Source organism: Veillonella atypica, assembly GCF_041431435.1.
GTDB classification, from domain to species: Bacteria; Bacillota; Negativicutes; order Veillonellales; family Veillonellaceae; genus Veillonella; species Veillonella atypica.
The window spans coordinates 457,337-477,504 of the sequence record NZ_JAPVXV010000001.1 but is presented as its reverse complement, the minus strand read 5'-3'; the positions used below and the strand labels follow the sequence as shown (position 1 = coordinate 477,504).

General features: G+C 40.5%; 17 protein-coding genes. All 17 read left to right on the top strand.

Translation table 11 applies throughout. The features are described 5' to 3' along the window. Positions 1-6: 6 nt before the first annotated feature. The gene (gene rpmF, locus O3598_RS02260) at positions 7-183 is read left to right on the top strand and encodes a 50S ribosomal protein L32 (protein WP_005376859.1); all 177 of its coding nucleotides are present in this window, start codon (positions 7-9) and stop codon (positions 181-183) included. A 246-nt stretch (positions 184-429) separates the two neighbouring features. Further along, on the top strand, positions 430-993 hold the full coding sequence (gene fapR / locus O3598_RS02255; protein WP_005381039.1) for a transcription factor FapR: 564 nt from the start codon (positions 430-432) through the stop codon (positions 991-993). 3 nt (positions 994-996) lie between these two features. Then, entirely contained in the window at positions 997-2,025 is a 1,029-nt protein-coding gene (plsX, locus tag O3598_RS02250; protein ID WP_005380855.1) for a phosphate acyltransferase PlsX, read from the top strand. Further along, positions 2,009-3,004: a beta-ketoacyl-ACP synthase III gene (locus O3598_RS02245; protein WP_270523895.1), complete on the top strand. Its 996-nt coding sequence runs from the start codon at positions 2,009-2,011 to the stop codon at positions 3,002-3,004. Before plsX ends, O3598_RS02245 begins: the two co-directional genes overlap by 17 nt. A gap of 15 nt (positions 3,005-3,019) precedes the next feature. Next, complete coding sequence (gene fabK / locus O3598_RS02240; protein ID WP_005380823.1) at positions 3,020-3,964, top strand: enoyl-[acyl-carrier-protein] reductase FabK; 945 nt, start codon at positions 3,020-3,022, stop codon at positions 3,962-3,964. Positions 3,965-3,976: 12 nt separating this feature from the next. Then, on the top strand, positions 3,977-4,918 hold the full coding sequence (fabD, locus tag O3598_RS02235; RefSeq protein ID WP_005376799.1) for an ACP S-malonyltransferase: 942 nt from the start codon (positions 3,977-3,979) through the stop codon (positions 4,916-4,918). A 1-nt stretch (position 4,919) separates the two neighbouring features. After that, a complete protein-coding gene (gene fabG, locus O3598_RS02230) occupies positions 4,920-5,663 on the top strand; it encodes a 3-oxoacyl-[acyl-carrier-protein] reductase (RefSeq protein ID WP_005376748.1) in 744 nt (247 codons plus the stop codon). Positions 5,664-5,714: 51 nt separating this feature from the next. Continuing rightward, positions 5,715-5,945, top strand: coding sequence for an acyl carrier protein (locus O3598_RS02225; protein ID WP_005376767.1), 231 nt, complete (start codon positions 5,715-5,717; stop codon positions 5,943-5,945). 78 nt (positions 5,946-6,023) lie between these two features. After that, positions 6,024-6,980: an NAD(P)H-dependent flavin oxidoreductase gene (locus O3598_RS02220; RefSeq protein ID WP_005376890.1), complete on the top strand. Its 957-nt coding sequence runs from the start codon at positions 6,024-6,026 to the stop codon at positions 6,978-6,980. 35 nt (positions 6,981-7,015) lie between these two features. Then, positions 7,016-8,260 (top strand): beta-ketoacyl-ACP synthase II, encoded by a 1,245-nt coding sequence (fabF, locus tag O3598_RS02215; RefSeq protein ID WP_005380883.1) that lies wholly within the window; start codon positions 7,016-7,018, stop codon positions 8,258-8,260. Next, the gene (gene rnc / locus O3598_RS02210) at positions 8,260-9,003 is read left to right on the top strand and encodes a ribonuclease III (protein ID WP_005376738.1); all 744 of its coding nucleotides are present in this window, start codon (positions 8,260-8,262) and stop codon (positions 9,001-9,003) included. The genes fabF and rnc overlap by 1 nt, the downstream gene beginning before the upstream one ends. A gap of 106 nt (positions 9,004-9,109) precedes the next feature. After that, positions 9,110-10,153 carry an elongator complex protein 3 gene (locus tag O3598_RS02205; RefSeq protein WP_371451607.1) on the top strand — a complete coding sequence of 348 codons (1,044 nt, stop codon included), beginning with the start codon at positions 9,110-9,112 and terminating at the stop codon, positions 10,151-10,153. Between the two features lie 45 nt (positions 10,154-10,198). Beyond that, positions 10,199-13,753 (top strand): chromosome segregation protein SMC, encoded by a 3,555-nt coding sequence (gene smc, locus O3598_RS02200; RefSeq protein WP_371451605.1) that lies wholly within the window; start codon positions 10,199-10,201, stop codon positions 13,751-13,753. Next, entirely contained in the window at positions 13,753-14,688 is a 936-nt protein-coding gene (gene ftsY / locus O3598_RS02195; RefSeq protein ID WP_371451603.1) for a signal recognition particle-docking protein FtsY, read from the top strand. Before smc ends, ftsY begins: the two co-directional genes overlap by 1 nt. Next, on the top strand, positions 14,678-15,061 hold the full coding sequence (locus O3598_RS02190; RefSeq protein WP_005380954.1) for a hypothetical protein: 384 nt from the start codon (positions 14,678-14,680) through the stop codon (positions 15,059-15,061). The genes ftsY and O3598_RS02190 overlap by 11 nt, the downstream gene beginning before the upstream one ends. Beyond that, a complete protein-coding gene (uvrB, locus tag O3598_RS02185) occupies positions 15,061-17,241 on the top strand; it encodes an excinuclease ABC subunit UvrB (protein ID WP_371451601.1) in 2,181 nt (726 codons plus the stop codon). The genes O3598_RS02190 and uvrB overlap by 1 nt, the downstream gene beginning before the upstream one ends. Beyond that, complete coding sequence (gene uvrA, locus O3598_RS02180; protein ID WP_371451600.1) at positions 17,238-20,090, top strand: excinuclease ABC subunit UvrA; 2,853 nt, start codon at positions 17,238-17,240, stop codon at positions 20,088-20,090. Before uvrB ends, uvrA begins: the two co-directional genes overlap by 4 nt. Positions 20,091-20,168: the final 78 nt, after the last annotated feature.

Below are 20,168 nucleotides of genomic sequence, written 5' to 3'. Positions count from 1 at the left end.
CAGATAATGGCAGTACCTAAGCGTAGATTATCCAAATGCCGTCGCGATCGTCGTCGTGCAAACTGGAAATTAGAAGCTCCTGGTTATGTAGCATGTCCACAATGCCACGAACCTATGATGCCTCATCGTGTTTGCCCTACATGTGGTCACTATAAAGGTGAACAAGTAGTTGCAAAAGCCTAATTGAGCGTGTAAAACACCTACACATTTGTGTAGGTGTTTTTTACTGCCCAAAAATGGATAGTTGTTGATTAATGTATGCTTTATATTAATATCTCCTATAAAGTATTAATTAATTTTAAAATAACGACAATATTTAGTATATTACCATAAAATATATCACTATATATGCGAAAAACCTTGCCAATATGGGAATTATTATATATACTTAAGATGTAATATTAATACTAGGTCATAAAAGGTGGTCCCATGAGTAGGTTGAAGAAGCAAGAAAGACAGAAACAGTTAACAGAAAAACTGAATATTACGCCTTTTCTTACTGATGAAGAGTTGGCATCGCACTTTGGTGTCAGTGTACCTACAATTCGACTCGATCGATTAGAATTGGGAATTCCTGAATTGCGTGAGCGTATTAAGGCGATGGCTACTGAACATGCTCAGGATGAGCAACCGGAACCAATACAGCATGAAATTGTAGGCGAACTCATCGATGTAACAGAAGGAAAACAAGCTTTATCCATGTTACATACGACGCCAGACATGGAAGATCGTTTTGGTTATATTGATCCACAGTATTTGTATGCTCAAGCAAATTCCTTGGCCAAGCTAGTTATGGGTTCAACCCTTTGCTCTGCAGAGGTGGGGAATATTAAATATAAAAATCCAGTAGAGTCTGGTACTAATTTGGTGGCGAAAGCAGAAATTGTTCGTCGTCGTGGAGATAAATACTTTATTTGGGTTATAATTAGAGATAAAATAAAAGAAGTATTTAGAGCTAAATTTATCATGGAGTCTGTGGAGAATCGGGTGTAGTATATGAAAATTGCAATTGACGCCATGGGTGGTGATTTTGCTCCCTTGGAAATCGTCTTAGGCGCCTTGGAAGCAGTGCGAGAAACGGAACATATTGATGTTGTTCTCGTAGGCGATAAAACTCAAATATTCAAAATTTTAGAAGACAATAATGAAACAAATAATCCTCGCATTTCTGTGTATCATGCGAGTCAAGTAATCGGAATGGATGAGCATCCTGGCCAAGCATTGCGCAAGAAAAAGGATGCATCTGTTGTGGTGGCTACATCTTTGGTTAGAAGTAAAGAATGTGAAGCTGTTATTGCACCAGGTAGTACAGGTGCTGCTGTAGCAGCCGCATTGTTCGGACTAGGTCGTATCAAGGGCATTGATAGACCTGTTATTGCTACGCCAATGCCGACTGTAAACGGTATAACCGTTATGTTGGATTCCGGTGCGAATTCAAATAGTAAACCAAAACATCTTGTACAAGGTGCATTGATGGGGGCTGAGTATGCGAAACTTTTACTTGGCAAAGAAAATCCTACGGTAGGCCTTTTAAATATTGGTGAAGAAGCAACTAAAGGTAATGAAGTTGTGCTTGCTACATATCCTATCTTGGAAAATATGAAAACAATCAATTTTAAAGGAAATGTAGAAGGCCGCGATATTCCGAAAGGAACCGTAGACGTTGTCGTTTGCGATGGTTTTGTAGGCAATGTAATTCTTAAATTTGCAGAAGGTCTTGTAACTGGTTTGACACAGCTCATTAAAGACAGCATCATGAATGGCGGAATATTAGCTAAAATTGGGGCATTGCTTATCAAACCAGCGTTGAAACCAATGGCCAAGAAGGTGGACCACACTGAAAATGGTGGTGCTCCATTACTTGGTGTAAATGGTGTGTTTATGATTGCTCATGGCAGTTCAAAGGCTAAAGAAATTAAGACTGCTATTACCATTGCAGCCGATTTAGTAGAACGCAAAATAATTGAACATATTCGAGAAACAATGGAAATTGAAGGAGCCGTAAAATATGAGTATGATGAATAAACCTGTCGGTATTATTGGTACAGGTAGCTTCCTTCCTGATAATGTGGTGACTAACTTTGATTTAGAGAAAATGGTCGATACAAGTGACCAATGGATCAGAGAACGTACAGGCATTGAAGAAAGACGCATTGCACCAGAAGGTATGAATACATCCTATATGGCAACTGAAGCTGCAAAAAAAGCACTTCAAATGGCTAAGCTCGATGTAGAAGATATCGATATGATTATCTTTGCTACATTGACACCAGATATGGTGATTCCTTCTGCCGCATGTATGTTGCAAGCAAATCTTGGTGCGAAAAATGCAGCAGCTTATGATTTACAAGCTGCATGCTCCGGATTTGTGTATGGGTTGATAACTGCTCAAAGCTATATCGCTTCTGGATTATTTAAAAATGTTCTCGTTGTAGGCGCAGAAATTTTGTCTCGTCGCGTTAACTGGAAAGATCGCGGAACTTGTATTCTATTTGGTGATGGTGCAGGTGCTGCCGTAGTTTCTGAAGTTCCAGAAGGTTATGGTATCAAAGGGGTCGACTTAGGCGCTGATGGTACTGGCGGTTCTGCATTGTGTATACCAGCTGGTGGTACAGCTGTTTTAGCTAATGACCAACGTATAGAAGAAGGCTTGACTTTCATTCATATGGATGGTCCAGAAGTATATAAATTTGCTGTTAAAACAATGGGAAAAACAGCGTTGAAATCTCTAGAACGAGCTAATATGAATTTAGATGAGTTAGATTATTTTATCCCACATCAAGCTAATATTCGTATTATTGATTCAGCCGCTAAGCGTTTACATATGCCAAAAGAAAAGGTGTTTGTAAATTTACATAAGTATGGTAATACATCTGCTGCATCAGTGGCCATTGCGTTGGATGAAGCAAACCGAGAAGGTTGCTTAAAACGCGGTGATAATGTAGCACTTGCAGGATTTGGTGCTGGCCTTACCTGGGCTAGCCTCGTCTTGAAATGGTATTAAGGAGGAAGCATCAAGATGATTAAGACTGATATTTGTGATTTGTTACAGATTGAGTATCCTATCTTTCAAGGTGGTATGGCTTGGTTAGGAACGGCTGAACTTGCGTCTGCAGTATCTGAAGCAGGTGGTCTTGGCATAATTGGTGCAGGACATATGCCTCCTGATATTTTCCGCAACGAAATTCACAAAGTTAAAGAACGTACTAATAAACCATTTGGTTGTAATATTATGTTGATGTCTCCTTTTGTAAAAGAAGTTATGGAAGTCGTTGTTGAAGAACGAGTTCCTGTTATTACAACTGGTGCGGGTAATCCTGGTGTATATATCCCAGCTTTGAAAGAAATTGGCACAAAGGTTATTCCTGTAGTTGCATCCGTTCTTTTAGCGAAACGTTTACTTCGTGGTGGTATTGATGCGATTATTGCAGAAGGTACTGAATCAGGTGGCCATGTTGGGGATATTACAACAATGGCATTGTTACCACAAGTTGTAGATGCTGTCGATGTTCCAGTTATTGCTGCTGGTGGTATTGCAGATGGCCGTGGCGTAGCAGCTGCGTTTGCACTAGGTGCTCATGCAGTTCAAATGGGTACACGTTTTGTCCTATCTGAAGAATGTATTGCTCATGAAAACTATAAAAACGCTGTATTGAAAGCAAAAGATCGTTCTACTGTTATGACTGGTCTTACAACAGGTCATCCAGTTCGAATTATCGAGAATCAATTAGCACATAAATATAAAAATCTTGAATTTAGTGGTGGTTCCAAGGAAGAATTAGAAAATCTTGGCGCAGGTACACTTCGTAAAGCTGCTATTGAAGGTGATGTAAAAGAAGGTTCCGTTATGATTGGTCAAATCGCAGGTATGCTACACGATGTGAAACCTTGTAAAGAAATCATTACAGACATTATGACAGAAGCTGAAACAGTGATTAAAAATCTACAAACTTTTGGCAAATAAGGAGGCCATCCTATGAAAACTGCATTTGTATTTCCAGGTCAAGGATCCCAAAAAGTAGGCATGTTACAAGATTTGTATAATGCATACCCTATTGTTAAACAACGTTTTGAAGAAGCTGATGAAGCATTGGGCTATTCTATTTCTAAATTATGCTTCGAAGGCCCTGATACAGAATTGGTTAAGACTGCTAATACACAACCAGCTATTTTAACTGCTTCCGTAGCTTGCTATGAAGTGTTGAAAGAACAAGGCTTTACACCAGATATCGTAGGTGGTCATAGCTTAGGTGAATATAGTGCGTTAGTCGCTGCCGGTGTTCTTGATTTTAAGGATGCTGTGTATGTAGTTCATAAACGTGGTGAATATATGCAAGAAGCTGTACCATTGGGCAAGGGTGCTATGGCAGCTATTCTAGCATTGCCAAGAGAACAAGTTGTTGAAATTTGCCAACAAGTTAATGATACAGTTGGTTCTGTACAAGCTGTAAACTTTAACTGCCCTGGTCAAATCGTAATCGCTGGTGAAACAGCTGCCGTAGAAACAGCAGCTGAAAAAATGAAAGAAGCCGGTGCAAAACGTGCAGTAATGCTTCCTGTAAGTGCTCCATTCCATAGTCGTCTTATGGAACCTGCAGCGCTTCGTTTAAAAGAAGAATTAGATAAGATCCAAGTTAACGATGCTAAGATTCCAGTAGTAGCTAATGTAACCGGCAAAATTTTGACAAATGCTAGTGACATTAAAGAATCTTTAGTAACACAAGCAGCTAATCCTGTATTGTGGGAAGATTGTGTTGCAGAAATGGTTAACTTCGGTGTAACTCGCTTTGTAGAAGTTGGTCCTGGCAAAGTATTAACAGGTTTCACTAAAAAGATTAATAAAGAAATGGAATTAGCTAATGTAGAAGACATTCCATCCTTAGAGAAAACGCTTGAATTTTTAAAGGGGGTTCGATAAAATGCACTTAGAGGGTAAAGTAGCTCTCGTAACTGGCGCCTCTCGTGGTATCGGTCGCGCCGTTGCTATTCAACTTGCACAATCTGGTGCTGATGTTGCTGTTAACTATAGTGGCAGTGAAGCTGCTGCTCAAGAAACAGTAGACGCTATCTTAGCATTGGGTCGCAAAGCGATTAAAATTAAAGCCAATGTTGCAAATGCTGAAGAAGTAGCAGCAATGGTTGAAGAAACGCATAAAACATTTGGTCACATCGATATTTTAGTAAATAATGCAGGTATCACTCGTGATGGTTTGCTTATGCGTATGAAAGATGAAGACTTTGATGCCGTTATCGATATCAACCTTAAAGGTGTATATTTGGTAACAAAAGCAGTATCCAAAATTATGATGAAACAACGTGCTGGTCATATTATTAACATGACTTCTGTTGTTGGTTTGATGGGTAATGCTGGTCAAGCTAACTATGCGGCTTCTAAAGCTGGTGTAATTGGTTTTACTAAATCTTGTGCAAAAGAGTTAGCTAGCCGTGGTATCACAGTTAATGCAATCGCACCTGGCTTTATCAATACTGATATGACAGATGTATTGCCTGAAAAGGTGAAAGAAGCTATGGTAACACAAATTCCGTTGGGCCGTATGGCTAAAGCTGAAGAAGTGGCTGCCGTAACAACATTCCTTGCTAGTGATTTTGCTAGCTATATTACAGGTCAAGTCATCAATGTAGATGGCGGCATGGTAATGTAGTTACAAAATTAGACTATATATAAATCTCATTTGAAAGGAGGTGAACCACTAATGAGCACTTTCGATAAAGTTAAAGCAATCGTTGTGGAACAATTAGGCGTTGATGAAGCTGAAGTTACCATTGATTCTACATTCATCGACGACTTAGGCGCTGACTCCTTGGATATCGTTGAATTGATCATGGCATTTGAAGAAGAATTCAATGTTGAAATCCCTGACGACGTTGCAGAAAAAATCAAAACCGTTAAGGATACAGTAGAATATATTGATTCTGCTAAATAAGCTGTATAGCTGACAATTCAGCCGTGCGGGGGGCCGAGTGGCTCCCCTAATCGGTATTGTTTACAGGAGGAATTGATAGTGAAGCTCCCTGAACTTCGCATTGGGAATCTAGTGGCCAAAGTACCTATTATTCAAGGTGGTATGGCGATTAGATTGTCTACAGCTCGGTTGGCAGCAGCCGTTGCAAATGAAGGTGGTATTGGCCTTATTGCAGCATCTGGATTGCCTTTTGATGAATTAAGATATGAAATACAATTAGCTAGAAAATTATCACCTACGGGTATTATTGGTATAAATGCGATGGTAGCAGCAACGCAATTTGCGGGCCTTGTAAAAACTGCCATCGAAGAGGGCATTGATCTTGTAGTGGCAGGTGCCGGTTTTTCAAGAGATATGTTCGCAATGGGTAAAGAGTCTGGTACTCCAATCGTACCTATTGTTTCTTCTGCAAAATTAGCGCGCATTTCTGAAGGTTTAGGTGCCGCTGCAGTTATCGTAGAAGGTAGCGAAGCTGGTGGTCACTTGGGAACGGATCGTTCTGCTCGTGAAATCGTACCAGAAGTTGTAGCAGCCGTTAAAAATATTCCAGTTATTGCAGCTGGTGGTGTTTTAGATGGTAAAGATATCGTGGATATGTTTAAATTGGGTGCTAATGGTGTTCAAATGGGCAGTCGCTTTGCTGCTTCTGATGAATGTAATGCATCTGATGAATTGAAAAAAATGTATGTGCGTGCTACAAATCCTGAGGATATTGTATTGATTCAAAGTCCAGTAGGTTTACCAGGCCAAGCTATTAAAAATAAATTTGCTGAATCTGTTCTTGATGGCACTGTAGCGCCACCAACAGTATGTGACAATTGTTTAAAACATTGTTCCCATAAATTCTGTATTATCCGTGCTTTATCTAGAGCGCAACAAGGTGATGTGGAAACGGGGTTAGTATTCTCTGGCAATAATATGCGAAAAGTCGATAAGATTATGCCAGTTAAAGATATTTTTGCACAGTTAAAACAACAAGTAGCAGAAATCGATTAATTAAAGGGGCTATATAGCTATAAGAGGTGGAATAATTGGAAAAACGTGTAGTAATTACTGGCTTAGGAGCGATTACTCCGGTAGGTATCGGTAAAGAGAATTTCTACAATGCGTTGTTAGAGGGTAAATCTGGTATTGGCCCAATTACACGCTTTGATGCATCTGACTATGCAACACGCATTGCAGGTGAAGTAAAAGATTTTGATATTACTCAATATGGCGTAGATAAAAAAGAAGCTCGCCGTATGGACCGTTCCGTTGAATTTGCAATTGGTGCAGCTGTTTTGGCAGCTGATGATGCAAAATTAGCACTTGATGAAGAAGATTTGGACCGTTGTGGTACAGTAGTTGGTACTGGTATTGGCGGTATTGATTCTATCCATGATGTGTATACAACATTATTTGAAAAAGGTCCTGGTCGTGTTAGCCCATTTGCAGTTCCTATGATGATTGCAAATATGTCTTCTGCACGTGTATCCATTCGCCTAGGTTTGAAAGGTCCTGTTATTACAGACGTGACAGCTTGTACTTCTGGTACTAATGCAATTGGTGATGCATTCCGCATTATTCAACGTGGTGATGCAGACATCATGTTTGCAGGTGGTACTGAAGCTGCTGTTTCCCCTGCTGCTGTAGCTGGCTTCGCGGCTATGAAAGCTATGTCTACACGCAATGATGAGCCTACAAAAGCATCTCGTCCATTTGATAAGGACCGTGACGGTTTCGTAATGGGTGAAGGTGCAGGTATCGTTGTACTTGAAGAATTAGAACACGCTAAAGCTCGTGGTGCTCATATCTACGCAGAAGTAGTAGGCTATGGCACTAATGGCGATGCTTATCATATTACAGCTCCAGCTCCTGGTGGTGTACAAGCTCGTAAATGTATGGAATTAGCAATTAAAGATGCAGGTATTGACCCTAAAGAAATTAACTATATCAATGCTCACGGTACATCTACAGGCTTGAATGATAAAAACGAAACATTGGCTATTAAAGAATTGTTCGGCGACCATGCAAAAGATATCGCTGTTAACTCTACAAAATCTATGACCGGTCACTTGTTGGGCGCTGCTGGTGCGATTGAAACTATTGTAATGGCAATGGCAATCGAAACAGGTAAGGTTCATCCAACAATTAACTGTGATAATCCAGATGAAGGTTTAGACCTTGATTATGTACGTGAAGGTGCTCGTGATTTACATGTTACAGCAGCTCTTTCCAACTCCTTTGGCTTTGGTGGTCATAACGGTACACTTTGTGTTCGCCGTTATGAAGACTAATGGGGCGTCACGTATCGCATAAGAATACTATAATGACACAAGCTCGTGAAGATTCTCTTCATGAGCTTGTTAGTCGTTTACATATACCGAATATTGATATCTCGATTTTAGATTGTGCTTTTACTCATACATCTTATGCGAATGAACATAAATCTAAGCATATTCATCATAACCAACGCTTAGAGTTTCTTGGTGATGCTGTATTGGATTTAATTATTGGTGAATATTTATTTACAACATATCCCGATATGTCTGAAGGTAATTTGACTAAAATTAAGGCGGCTACAGTTTGCGAAGATTCATTAGCTACCGTTAGTCGTACATTGCATTTAGGTGATTATTTATTACTGGGTCATGGGGAAAAGTCCTCTGGTGGTAGTGATAGAAAATCCATATTAGCTGATACATTTGAATCATTGATTGGTGCGTTATATATAACGACTGACTATAAAACAGTAATGGACTTTGTTCTTCATCAGTTAGCTCCTAATCTTAAGCAAGCATTAGAAGGTAAGCGTGGTAAAGATTATAAGACATTGTTACAAGAATTTGTACAACGTGATGGTGATAAACATATAGTGTATAGTCTTATTAGTGAGTCGGGTCCTGATCATGCTAAGACTTTTATGATGGAGGTATCCATCGATGGGATTACCTATGAGGCAGGTACTGGTAAAAGTAAAAAAATAGCAGAACAACATGCAGCACAATTGACATTAGAACGGTTAATGGCTGCTATATAATAAGCGCCGCAAGGCGCTTTTTATATAGGAACTATTAATATGAGAACATTAAAATCGAAATGTATGTAATTAGAATCGTAAATAGGAATAGGGAGGAGGTATATTCATGAAATATGGTATGATTCCATTTTTTATCCCTCATGTGGGCTGTCCTCATGTGTGTACATTTTGTAATCAGTCTCGTATTACAGAAATATCAGGCATAGGGTATTTGACTCCAGCATATATTACATCGACCATTAGAGATTATGTAGGCGAGTCTAGAGCGGATAAATATTGGGAGGTTTGTTTTTATGGAGGCTCCTTTTCCGCTATTGATCAAGAATTACAAAAACAATTATTAGCACCTGCTAATGAAGCGCTACAAGCAGGTATTATAGATGGTATTCGTTGTTCTACAAGGCCTGATTCCGTAAGTGATAGACAATTAGAATTACTGCGTTCATTTGGTATGAAGACCATAGAACTCGGCGTACAATCTATGGATGATACCGTACTATCCTTAGCTAAACGCGGTCATACCTCTAATGATGTAAAATTGGCTGTTAAACAATTACGAAAGTTTGGATTTACCGTAGGACTACAACTATTGCCGGGGCTTTTAGGCGATTCATGGGAAACGATAATACAAACAGCTGTTGAAATAACTGCATTGCAGCCTGATTTTGTACGTATTTATCCCGTTCTCGTCATAGATTATACGGAATTGGCAGAACAATTCAAGTCAGGTATATATGAGCCATTATCATTGGAATTAGCATTACAGTATTGTGCGTTTTTAAAGACTTGGTTTGAATCGCATCATATTACTGTTATTCGGACTGGATTGCAAAGCACTGAAGAACTCGATACAGGTACTAGTCTTTTGGCAGGTCCTTATGAGCCTGCCATGGGAGAACTAGTGACTAATGAGCAGTGGAAGCAGCGCATAGCATATTGTATCAATGAGCATACAGAATATTTTAGAAATCCAATTCGTACCATTACGATATCCTATCCACGATGTCTTACGTCTAAGGTAAGGGGATTAAAAAAACGCAATGTTACATATTTCGAACGAGCATATGAACATGTAACTTTCACATGGCGAGAAAATAATGATATTGATACAGTACAATGCAGTATAGATGGCATGGTATATGTGGTATAATTAAAGATATGATTTAATGGGATTATACTAAGAAAGGAGGCAGTCATGCAATTACTGCGGCTAGAATTAAAAGGATTTAAATCCTTTGCTGATAAAACAGTTGTAAAATTCTCCCCAGGGATGACTGCCGTTATTGGTCCTAACGGGAGTGGTAAAAGTAATATTACGGATGCTATGAAATGGGTTCTAGGGGAATCCAATGTGCGTAATTTACGGGGCCAACGTGCAGAGGATATCATTTTCTCAGGCACAGAAAAACGTAAACCGATGAGTGCTGCCGAGGTTACCCTTGTATTTGATAATGCAGATGGTCAACTCGATGTGGATATGCAAGAGGTAGCCATTACACGTCGTATCTATCGGACAGGTGAAAGTGAGTTCCTCATTAATAAACGGACCTGCCGTCTAAAGGATATTCACTTGTTATTAGCTGATACAGGCCTTGGCAAAGATTCGATGGCTATCATTGGGCAAAATCGTATCGATGCTATTCTTAATAGTAAACCAGAAGAACGGCGCCTTATATTTGAAGACGTTGCAGGCATTTCTCGTTTTAAAATTAATAAAGAAGATGCATTGCGTCGTATTGCGAGCACTGACCGGAATATGGAACGCGTTCGCGATATTATGGCGACCATCGAGGAACAATTAGGACCTCTGGCAGAAAAAGCGGAAACGACGAAAAAATATATGGCATTAAGCCGTAGTAAACGCGAATATGATGGTGTTATCGGCTTTCATAATTACAAGACGGCTGATAGATTATTAACCCGTGCAGAAAATGACAATATTGCATTGAAGGATGAAGAAATTGAACTACAAACGCAATTATCTACCCTCGATGCACGGCGTCATACATTACAAGCTGAAAATGCAAAGGATCAAGAACAATTAAAATCTTGGGAAGCACAGTTTAGCGACAAACAACGGGAAGAAGAACGCATCAATGGTACTGTAACACTACTAGAAGAACAGTTGCGTACAACTAAGCGCGAAGTAGAAGATACGTCTCTGCGTATTAGCGAATCAGAAGCGTCTAAAAAAGGTGAAGAGCAGCAATTGCTTATTTTAGATCGCCTTATTGAGGATGAAACGGCTCAATTAGAATCTGAACGTACTCAATTCGTAGTTTTAGAGGAAAATTATAATAAGGCCATTGCTCAATTAGAGGCGGAGCAATCATCATGGAAGTCCTTAGAAAGCGACAGACAAGCCTTTCAACAGCGTCAATTAGATTTAGTTGCTAGTATTGAAACAGCGAAGGCTACATTGCGAAATTTAGAATCTCGTAAATCTGAGTCCGCTATTCAAGTAGAAACATTAGAAGCGGAAATTAAAGAGGTTCAATCCAATTTATCGGCAGCGAAATCTGAACATGAATCCTTAGAAACTCAATTTAATGAGTTATCTAATAAACGGAAGTCTTTAGTTGATGAAGAACGGTCTGCATCAGAACGATTGCGAGAAGCCCGAAAGGCATTAAATCGCATGAGTAGCGATGTGCAAAAGGCACAGGGGCGATTAGAATTATTAGCACAATGGGCAGAACAACATGAAGGTTACTTAGAAGGTACTAAAAACATCCTTAACGGTAAGGGCCCATGGCGTGAAGCGATTAAAGGGGCGGTAGGTGATTTATTTACCGTAGATAACCGATTTACTGTTGCCATCGAAATCGCATTAGGTGGTAGTGTTAATCATGTTGTGACAACGACAGCTAAAGCCGCATCAGAAGGCGTTCAATTCCTTAAATCAATACAAGGGGGTCGCGTTACCTTCTTGCCGATGGATTCTGTAAAAGGGCGACCTTATGATACTCCTGCATTGTCGGAAGATGGTGTCATTGGGACAGCTGTCGACTGTATTGAATTCGATGCTGCCTATAATCATATTTTCCAATACTTGTTGGGCCGTACATTAGTTGTAGAAACAATGGAACGGGCTATTGCGTTACAAAAGAAATATAATCAGCAGTTACGTATCGTTACATTGACGGGGGAACAATTCCAACCAGGTGGTTCCTTAACTGGTGGTGCAACGAAGAAAAAACGCAGTTCCTTGTTAAGTCGTCGTGAAGAAGCAGCTCGTTTAGAGGCAGAATTAGCCTCCGTGGAAGAGCGTACGGCTAAGCTGGAACAACAAATTAAGGATGAAGAAAATCATATTGAACGAGCGCAACGTGAGCGAAGTGTGTTGGATGAACAATATCAACATACCAATCTTTTGTTTTCGGCCAGTCAAGCGAAGATTCAGAATATTGAAAATCAATTAGAACGTAAAAAGCGTGTGCTTCATGATGAACAGGAACGTATCGTTCAAATTGACGTGGACATGGGACAAACAAAACATGTGCTTTTACAATCTGAATCGGAATTGTCAGCGTTACATAATTCACCTGAACAACAAGGTGATCAATCGGCAATTATGGAACGATTAAGTACGCTGCAAAAGGCACAGCAAGAGGCATATGAAGCTTTTACAGCCTCTAGATTGTTTTGTGAACGTTTAGAAAGCACTATAGAAGAACGTAAGGTACAACAAGAGCAACGAAAGCAAAATTTGGAAACCATAGCATCTCGCTTAGAACCTCTCATGGAGTTATTACACTCTAGTGAAGAGCGTTTGAATGTTGTGATTCCTGAACAAATTCGAGTTGCTAATGAGTCTCTTGAAGCGATTCGTGGAGAGGTTGAAAAATTTCGCGCTTTACGTGATGAAGCGTATCAATCGACTGCTGGTGCACGGGAGGAGATTGAATCAATTTTAGCCGAACAAGACCGACTCAACCAACGGTATAAGGTGGTTCAAAATCGTCTAGTTGAAGCAGAAGGTAAATTGACGCGTTATCGTATGGATTGTGATCGTGCTATAGAGAATTTGAATGAATTAGGCTATTCATTGGAAGATGCACAGCATATAAATATTGCCGGCTCTGTGAATGATTGGAAAATGGAACAAGCTCGTTTAATGGCAGAAATCGCAGAACTTGGATCTGTAAATCCTAATGCTGTAGAAGAGTATGAAGAGACGAAAACTCGGTATGATTTCTTATCGAATCAATTAGCAGATCTCGATACGGCAAAAGAGCAATTACAGGCAGTTATCGCTGAAATGGATAAGGCCATGAGCACGCAACTCTATGATGTATTAGATGTGGTAGGTAAGCAGTTCCAACATGTATTCAGTCAATTATTTGGTGGCGGTACGGCTCAAATCGTACTTACCGACCCAGAAAATATCTTGACTGGTGGTATTGATTTCTACATTCAACCACCAGGAAAAAAACGTCAGCAATTGACATTATTATCTGGTGGAGAAAGAGCATTAACGGTTATAGCCTTATTATTCTCATTTCTCGACTATCGTCCGGCTCCTTTCTGTGTGCTTGACGAAGTTGATGCTGCTTTGGATGAAGCAAATGTAGAGCGATTTAGTTCTTATTTGAATCGGGTAAATAAGGAAACACAGTTTATCGTCGTATCACATCGTAAGAAAACGATGGAAGCTGCCGAAGTATTACAAGGGGTTACCATGGTGGAACGCGGTGTATCTCGATTGTTAACGGTTTCATTTGAAGATGTGAAGGAGGATCTAGCATAATGGCATTTGGATTCTTTAATAAAATTAAAGAGGGCTTAGAAAAAACTCGTAAGTCCTTTGTAAAAAATGTAGAAACAGTGATCATTGGTTATGCAGAAATCGATGATGATTTTCTTGATGATTTAGAAGCGGTCATGCTCACTAGCGATTTAGGTCCTAAGACTACAGAGTATTTGATGAAGGAAATCCGCCGTGGTGTTACAGAAGGTGTTATTAACAATACTGGTGATGTAATGCCATTCATGGAAGACCGCATCACAGAAATGTTAGTTGACCAAGAGGATGAAATCACACTTCACCACCCAGAGGTTATCCTGGTTGTTGGTGTTAATGGTGTGGGTAAGACTACAACTATTGCTAAATTGGCAAACTACTATACTAAGGAAGGTAAAAAGGTTATCATCGCTGCTGGAGATACATTCCGTGCGGCGGCGGCGGACCAATTATCCATCTGGGCTGACCGCGTAGGCGTACCTATCGTTAAACATAAGGAAGGTGCAGACCCTGCTGCCGTTGTATATGATGCGATGGAAGCCGCAAAGTCACGTAATGCAGACATGGTAATTGTCGATACGGCTGGTCGTCTTCATACAAAAGTAAATCTTATGGAAGAACTTAAAAAAATGGGCCGCGTAGCGAACAATCATGTAGAGGGTGCTCCGCATCAAACATTGCTCGTTCTCGATGGCACTACAGGTCAAAATGCGGTAAGCCAAGCTAAATTATTTGGTCAAGCCGTACCTGTTAATGGTATTGTAGTTACTAAATTAGATGGTACTGCGAAAGGTGGCGTAGTTATTTCTATTAAAGAAGAACTAGGCGTACCTGTACGTTGGATTGGCGTTGGTGAAGGCATGGATGATTTACGTCCATTTAATGCAAAAGAATTTGCCAATGCACTATTTAATAAAGGAATGATTCAAGGTGACAAATAAATATAACCGGGAATTCTTACTTGAATATGTAGAATCTGAAAATAAAAAAAATGAATGTAATGTAAGCCTAGAAAACATGGAAAAAATCGTTAGCTTAATTGAGTATTTCGGTATTGAATTATATCGTCCTATTACGAGATTACTACTTTCAAACTGGGAAGAAATTACAGATCGTATTAATAACTATACTGAATCAGATTGGATGATGGCCGATGAAATTCAAAAGACCACGCCTACATTAGATCGCTTCTCCATTGCTATGCTCATCGAAGTGTTAGAAGGTGAGGATACATTAAACCAAGCTGAAAATGCAGGTCGTCGTTTGTCAGAGGAAGAACTCAAGGCTATCCGTAAACATCAGGATGAACAGTAATGAAACATAATAGCTATAACTATGAAGGGGGCCAACCATTTAAAGTGGAGGCGCCCTTTACGCCTACTGGGGACCAACCTACAGCCATTCAATCTCTTACAGACGGGATTGAGCGTGGCGAATGGGCTCAAGTTCTATTAGGTGCAACTGGTACAGGAAAAACCTTTACCATGGCAAAGGTCATCGAGGCGGTTCAGAAACCGACCTTGATTATCGCCCATAATAAAACATTGGCTGCTCAACTTTGCAGCGAGTTTAAAAGTTTCTTTCCTAATAATGCGGTAGAATACTTTGTATCTTACTACGATTTTTATCAACCAGAAGCGTATATCCCTTCTAGCGATACGTACATCGAGAAGGATGCATCTATTAATGATGAAATCGATAAATTGCGTCATAGTGCTACCATGAGTTTATTTGAGCGCCGAGACGTTATCATCGTTGCTTCTGTTAGCTGTATTTATGGCTTAGGTGATCCGGAGGACTATTCTGATCTCGTATTGTCCTTGCGATTAGGTCAGACGAAATCTCGTGATGAAATTCTGTCTAAACTCGTAGATATCCAATATACGCGTAATGATATGAATTTTATTCGCGGTACATTCCGCGTACAAGGGGACACCATAGAAATTTTCCCTGCTGCCTATAGTGAAAGAGCCATTCGGGTGGAACTATTCGGCGATGAAATCGACCGTCTTGTTGAGGTGGATGCATTAACGGGAGAAGTCATTGCAGAGCGCAAACATGTTGCGGTCTATCCTGCATCTCACTATGTTACAACAAAAGAAAAAATGAAAATTGCGGTAGAGCGCATTGAGGCAGAACTTGATGAGCAGTTGGCAAAACTGAAAGCAGAAGATCGTCTGCTCGAGGCGCAACGTCTTGAACAGCGCACCCGTTATGATATAGAAATGATGCAAGAAATGGGCTACTGCTCAGGCATCGAAAACTATTCCCGCCATATGTCGGAGCGTAAAGCAGGGGAAGCACCATATACATTGATAGACTACTTCCCTGATGATTTCCTCATCATGGTAGATGAATCGCATGTAACCATTCCTCAGGTTCGCGCCATGTACAATGGGGATAGAGCGCGTAAAGAATCTCTTATCGAATATGGTTTCCGTTTGCCGTCAGCTCTCGACAATCGACCATTGAAATTTGATGAGTTTGTAGAACGAATCAATCAAATCGTGTATGTATCAGCAACGCCAGGACCGTATGAAATGGAAGTAGAAACGAATGTGGCAGAGCAAATCATTCGTCCTACAGGGCTACTCGATCCATCCATTGAAATTCGTCCTATTAAGGGGCAAATGGATGATTTACTCGGTGAGATTCATAAGCGCGCCACTAAGAATGAACGGGTTCTCGTCACGACATTGACGAAGAAGATGGCTGAAGATTTAACGGAATTCTTGAAGGAAATGGGTGTTCGTGTTCGTTACCTTCACTCGGATATCGTTACCATCGAGCGGGCTGAAATCATTCGTGATTTGCGGGCCGGTGTATTCGATGTATTAGTCGGTATCAACTTGCTCCGCGAAGGCCTCGATATGCCAGAGGTTTCCTTGGTGGCTATTTTAGATGCGGATAAGGAAGGTTTCTTACGCTCTGATACAGCTATGATTCAAACTATCGGTCGTGCAGCGCGTAATGTGAATGGTCATGTTATTATGTATGCTGACCGTGTAACAGGTTCTATGCAACGCGCTATGGACGAAACAGATCGTCGTCGTGCAGTACAAGAGGCATATAATATTGAACATCATATTACGCCAAAATCTGTATCTAAAGATGTGAAAGAGCTTATTGAGCTCACTAAAATTGAAGAAGATATGGTCACCGATGGCAAAGGGCTTTCACCAAAGAAGGGGAAAAAGAAGTCCTCTGCAGCTGGAATGGACCATGGCCACGAACCATATGCTCAAGATGCAGATGCTACTAAGGTAGCAGAGATTACGGCGGAAGAACTATATAACAAGATTGAAGAGCTTGACCGTCAAATGAAGGCGGCTGCTAAACAGTTGGAATTTGAAAAGGCTGCTAAATTACGTGACCAATTGGGCGAACTTCGTCAACAATGGTCCGATATGCATAGTGTCGGTGAAAGTAAGTTAAAAAAACCACGAAAAAATTCTAAGAAACAATCACCGAAAAGTAAAAAGGTACATATATGAAAGATCAATTGATTGTAAAAGGTGCACGTCAGCATAACCTTAAAAATATAGATATTTCACTACCGCGAGACAAGTTCATTGTCTTAACTGGTTTAAGTGGATCCGGTAAATCGTCTCTTGCTTTCGATACGATTTACGCAGAAGGTCAACGACGGTATGTAGAATCACTGTCGGCCTATGCTCGTCAATTTTTGGGACAAATGGATAAGCCTGATGTAGATTATATTGAAGGTTTATCTCCAGCCATTTCTATCGACCAAAAGACTACAAGCCGAAATCCTCGTTCTACAGTTGGTACGGTAACGGAGATTTACGACTATTTACGTCTATTATTTGCCCGTGTTGGACATGCTCATTGTCCAGAGTGTGGTAAACCCATTACGCAACAAACCATTCAACAAATGACAGATGATGTAATGAGCTTTCCTGAAGGGACAAAGATTTTAATCTTAGCACCTATGATTCAAGGAAAAAAAGGGGAACATAAATCCGTCTTTGAACAACTTCGAAAAGAGGGTTTTGTCCGTGCTCGCGTTGATGGTGTGGTACACACGATGGATGAGGATATTGTATTAGAGAAAAATAAAAAACATTCCATCGATATTGTTGTAGACCGTCTCGTTGTCAAAGAAGGCATTGAATCCCGTTTAGCAGACTCTATGGAAACGGCTTCTAAATGGGCAGAAGGTATCGTTATTGTTCAAGAGGTCGATGGCCCAGAGCATATGTATAGTCAGAACTTTGCATGCCCTGATTGTCATATTTCATTGCCAAAAATTGAGCCCCGTATGTTCTCTTTCAATAGTCCCTTTGGGGCATGCCCCGCTTGTTTGGGTATTGGCTCTACCATGGAGGTTGATGAAGAACGCGTCATTCCAGATGGCTCTATTAGTTTTGCCGATGGTTGTGTACAGGCGTTGAGCTCTAATCCTAATGCATGGTTTATGCGTCAGCTAGAAGGTCTATTGAAAGCTAATGGACATTCCTTAGACTCTTCCTATGATGAATTGCCTAAGGCATTACAGAAAAAGGTCATGTACGGTACTACGGACAAAGTGGCTTTCACCTATGAAAATATGCGCGGTGAAGAAAAGGAATTTTTCACCGAATACGAAGGTATTTTGCCGATGGTGAAACGCCGCCATAGCGAAGCATCTACCGATTCTATGCGCGAAGAATTTGAAAAATTCATGTCCATTAAACCATGTACTACATGCCATGGCGCCCGTCTTAAACCCGAGGTATTAGCGATTACCGTAGGGGATAAGAACATTAATGAAGTAACCCAGTTGACGATTAAAGAGGCGTTAGATTTCTTTAGTCATTTGCAGTTAACTGACAGAGAACAAGTGATTGGGGCTCAAATTTTGAAGGAGATTAATGCACGACTAGGCTTCCTCAATAATGTAGGCCTTGATTACCTTACTATGAATCGGAGTGCAGGCACCTTATCCGGTGGTGAAGCACAGCGTATTCGGTTAGCAACGCAAATTGGTTCTGGTCTTGTTGGTGTGTTGTATATTCTTGACGAGCCATCCATCGGTCTACACCAACGGGATAATGATCGACTTATCGATACCTTAAAAGGGTTGCGTGATCTTGGTAATACACTGCTCGTTGTAGAACATGATGAGGATACGATGCGCGCTGCAGATTACCTTGTAGACATTGGACCAGGTGCGGGCGAGCATGGTGGTCAAGTCATTGCAGCAGGGACTGTAGATGAGGTTATGCAGGTGAAAGACTCCATTACCGGTCAATATTTGAGCGGCCGCAAGTTTATAGCTCTTCCTGACGAACGACGTAAACCTGGTAAAAACTGCATCGAAATTCGAGGTGCCAAAGAAAATAATCTACAAAATATTAATGTGAAATTCCCAATTGGACTATTTACAGTTGTTACAGGTGTTAGCGGTTCTGGTAAGTCTACCTTAATCAATGAAATCTTATATAAAGGGCTAGCTAATCAGTTGTATCGTTCGTATCACAAGGTGGGGGCCCATAAAGAAATTCGCGGTCTTGAGCATATCGATAAAATCATCAATATTGATCAAAGCCCTATAGGCCGTACACCTCGCTCTAACCCTGCTACGTATACAGGCGTATTCGATGCAATTCGTGAATTATATAGCCAAACACCAGAGGCTAAGATGCGCGGGTATAAACAAGGGCGTTTTAGTTTCAATGTAAAAGGTGGCCGCTGCGAAGCTTGTCGTGGTGATGGTATCATCAAAATTGAAATGCATTTCTTACCAGATGTGTACGTGCCTTGTGAGGTCTGCAAAGGGGCTCGCTACAACCGGGAAACACTAGAGGTTAAATATAAGGGCAAATCTATTGCCGATGTGTTAGATATGACCGTAGATGATGCAGTAGAATTCTTTAGTGCTATCCCTAAAATTTATAAGAAAATGGTAACGTTGCAAGAGGTTGGTCTTGGCTATATTCGTTTAGGCCAAGCGGCAACCACATTATCTGGTGGTGAAGCACAACGGGTTAAATTGGCCACAGAACTAGCACGTCGTAGTACAGGTAAAACATTATATATCCTTGATGAACCTACAACAGGCCTTCATGCAGAAGATATTAGAAAGCTTTTAGATGTATTGCAGAAACTGGTAGATGGTGGCGATACAGTTATCGTAATTGAGCATAATCTAGATGTTATCAAAACGGCTGATTATATTATTGATCTAGGTCCTGAAGGTGGTAACCGCGGTGGTACCATCGTGGCTACCGGTACACCGGAACAGATTGCAAAGGTGAAAGAAAGTTATACAGGAAAATTCTTAGGTCCTGTATTAGAACAGACTAATACATTTATGAATGCTGCAAAGAAAAAGAAATAATTTGTATGGCACTGCCTTGCATGGTTGCGACAATGAAGTATTAATTATAATGGTATGGAGAATTGACGAAGAAAGGAG

What these genes read in the sequence shown, in the direction of transcription:
- fabG (WP_005376748.1), top strand. Translation starts at nt 4,920, where the DNA reads ATGCACTTAGAGGGTAAAGTAGCTCTCGTAACTGGCGCCTCTCGTGGT.
- smc (WP_371451605.1), top strand. Translation starts at nt 10,199, where the DNA reads ATGCAATTACTGCGGCTAGAATTAAAAGGATTTAAATCCTTTGCTGAT.
- O3598_RS02225 (WP_005376767.1), top strand. Translation starts at nt 5,715, where the DNA reads ATGAGCACTTTCGATAAAGTTAAAGCAATCGTTGTGGAACAATTAGGC.
- uvrB (WP_371451601.1), top strand. Translation starts at nt 15,061, where the DNA reads ATGAAACATAATAGCTATAACTATGAAGGGGGCCAACCATTTAAAGTG.
- ftsY (WP_371451603.1), top strand. Translation starts at nt 13,753, where the DNA reads ATGGCATTTGGATTCTTTAATAAAATTAAAGAGGGCTTAGAAAAAACT.
- plsX (WP_005380855.1), top strand. Translation starts at nt 997, where the DNA reads ATGAAAATTGCAATTGACGCCATGGGTGGTGATTTTGCTCCCTTGGAA.
- uvrA (WP_371451600.1), top strand. Translation starts at nt 17,238, where the DNA reads ATGAAAGATCAATTGATTGTAAAAGGTGCACGTCAGCATAACCTTAAA.
- rnc (WP_005376738.1), top strand. Translation starts at nt 8,260, where the DNA reads ATGGGGCGTCACGTATCGCATAAGAATACTATAATGACACAAGCTCGT.
- fabK (WP_005380823.1), top strand. Translation starts at nt 3,020, where the DNA reads ATGATTAAGACTGATATTTGTGATTTGTTACAGATTGAGTATCCTATC.
- O3598_RS02245 (WP_270523895.1), top strand. Translation starts at nt 2,009, where the DNA reads ATGAGTATGATGAATAAACCTGTCGGTATTATTGGTACAGGTAGCTTC.
- fabD (WP_005376799.1), top strand. Translation starts at nt 3,977, where the DNA reads ATGAAAACTGCATTTGTATTTCCAGGTCAAGGATCCCAAAAAGTAGGC.
- O3598_RS02205 (WP_371451607.1), top strand. Translation starts at nt 9,110, where the DNA reads ATGAAATATGGTATGATTCCATTTTTTATCCCTCATGTGGGCTGTCCT.
- rpmF (WP_005376859.1), top strand. Translation starts at nt 7, where the DNA reads ATGGCAGTACCTAAGCGTAGATTATCCAAATGCCGTCGCGATCGTCGT.
- fapR (WP_005381039.1), top strand. Translation starts at nt 430, where the DNA reads ATGAGTAGGTTGAAGAAGCAAGAAAGACAGAAACAGTTAACAGAAAAA.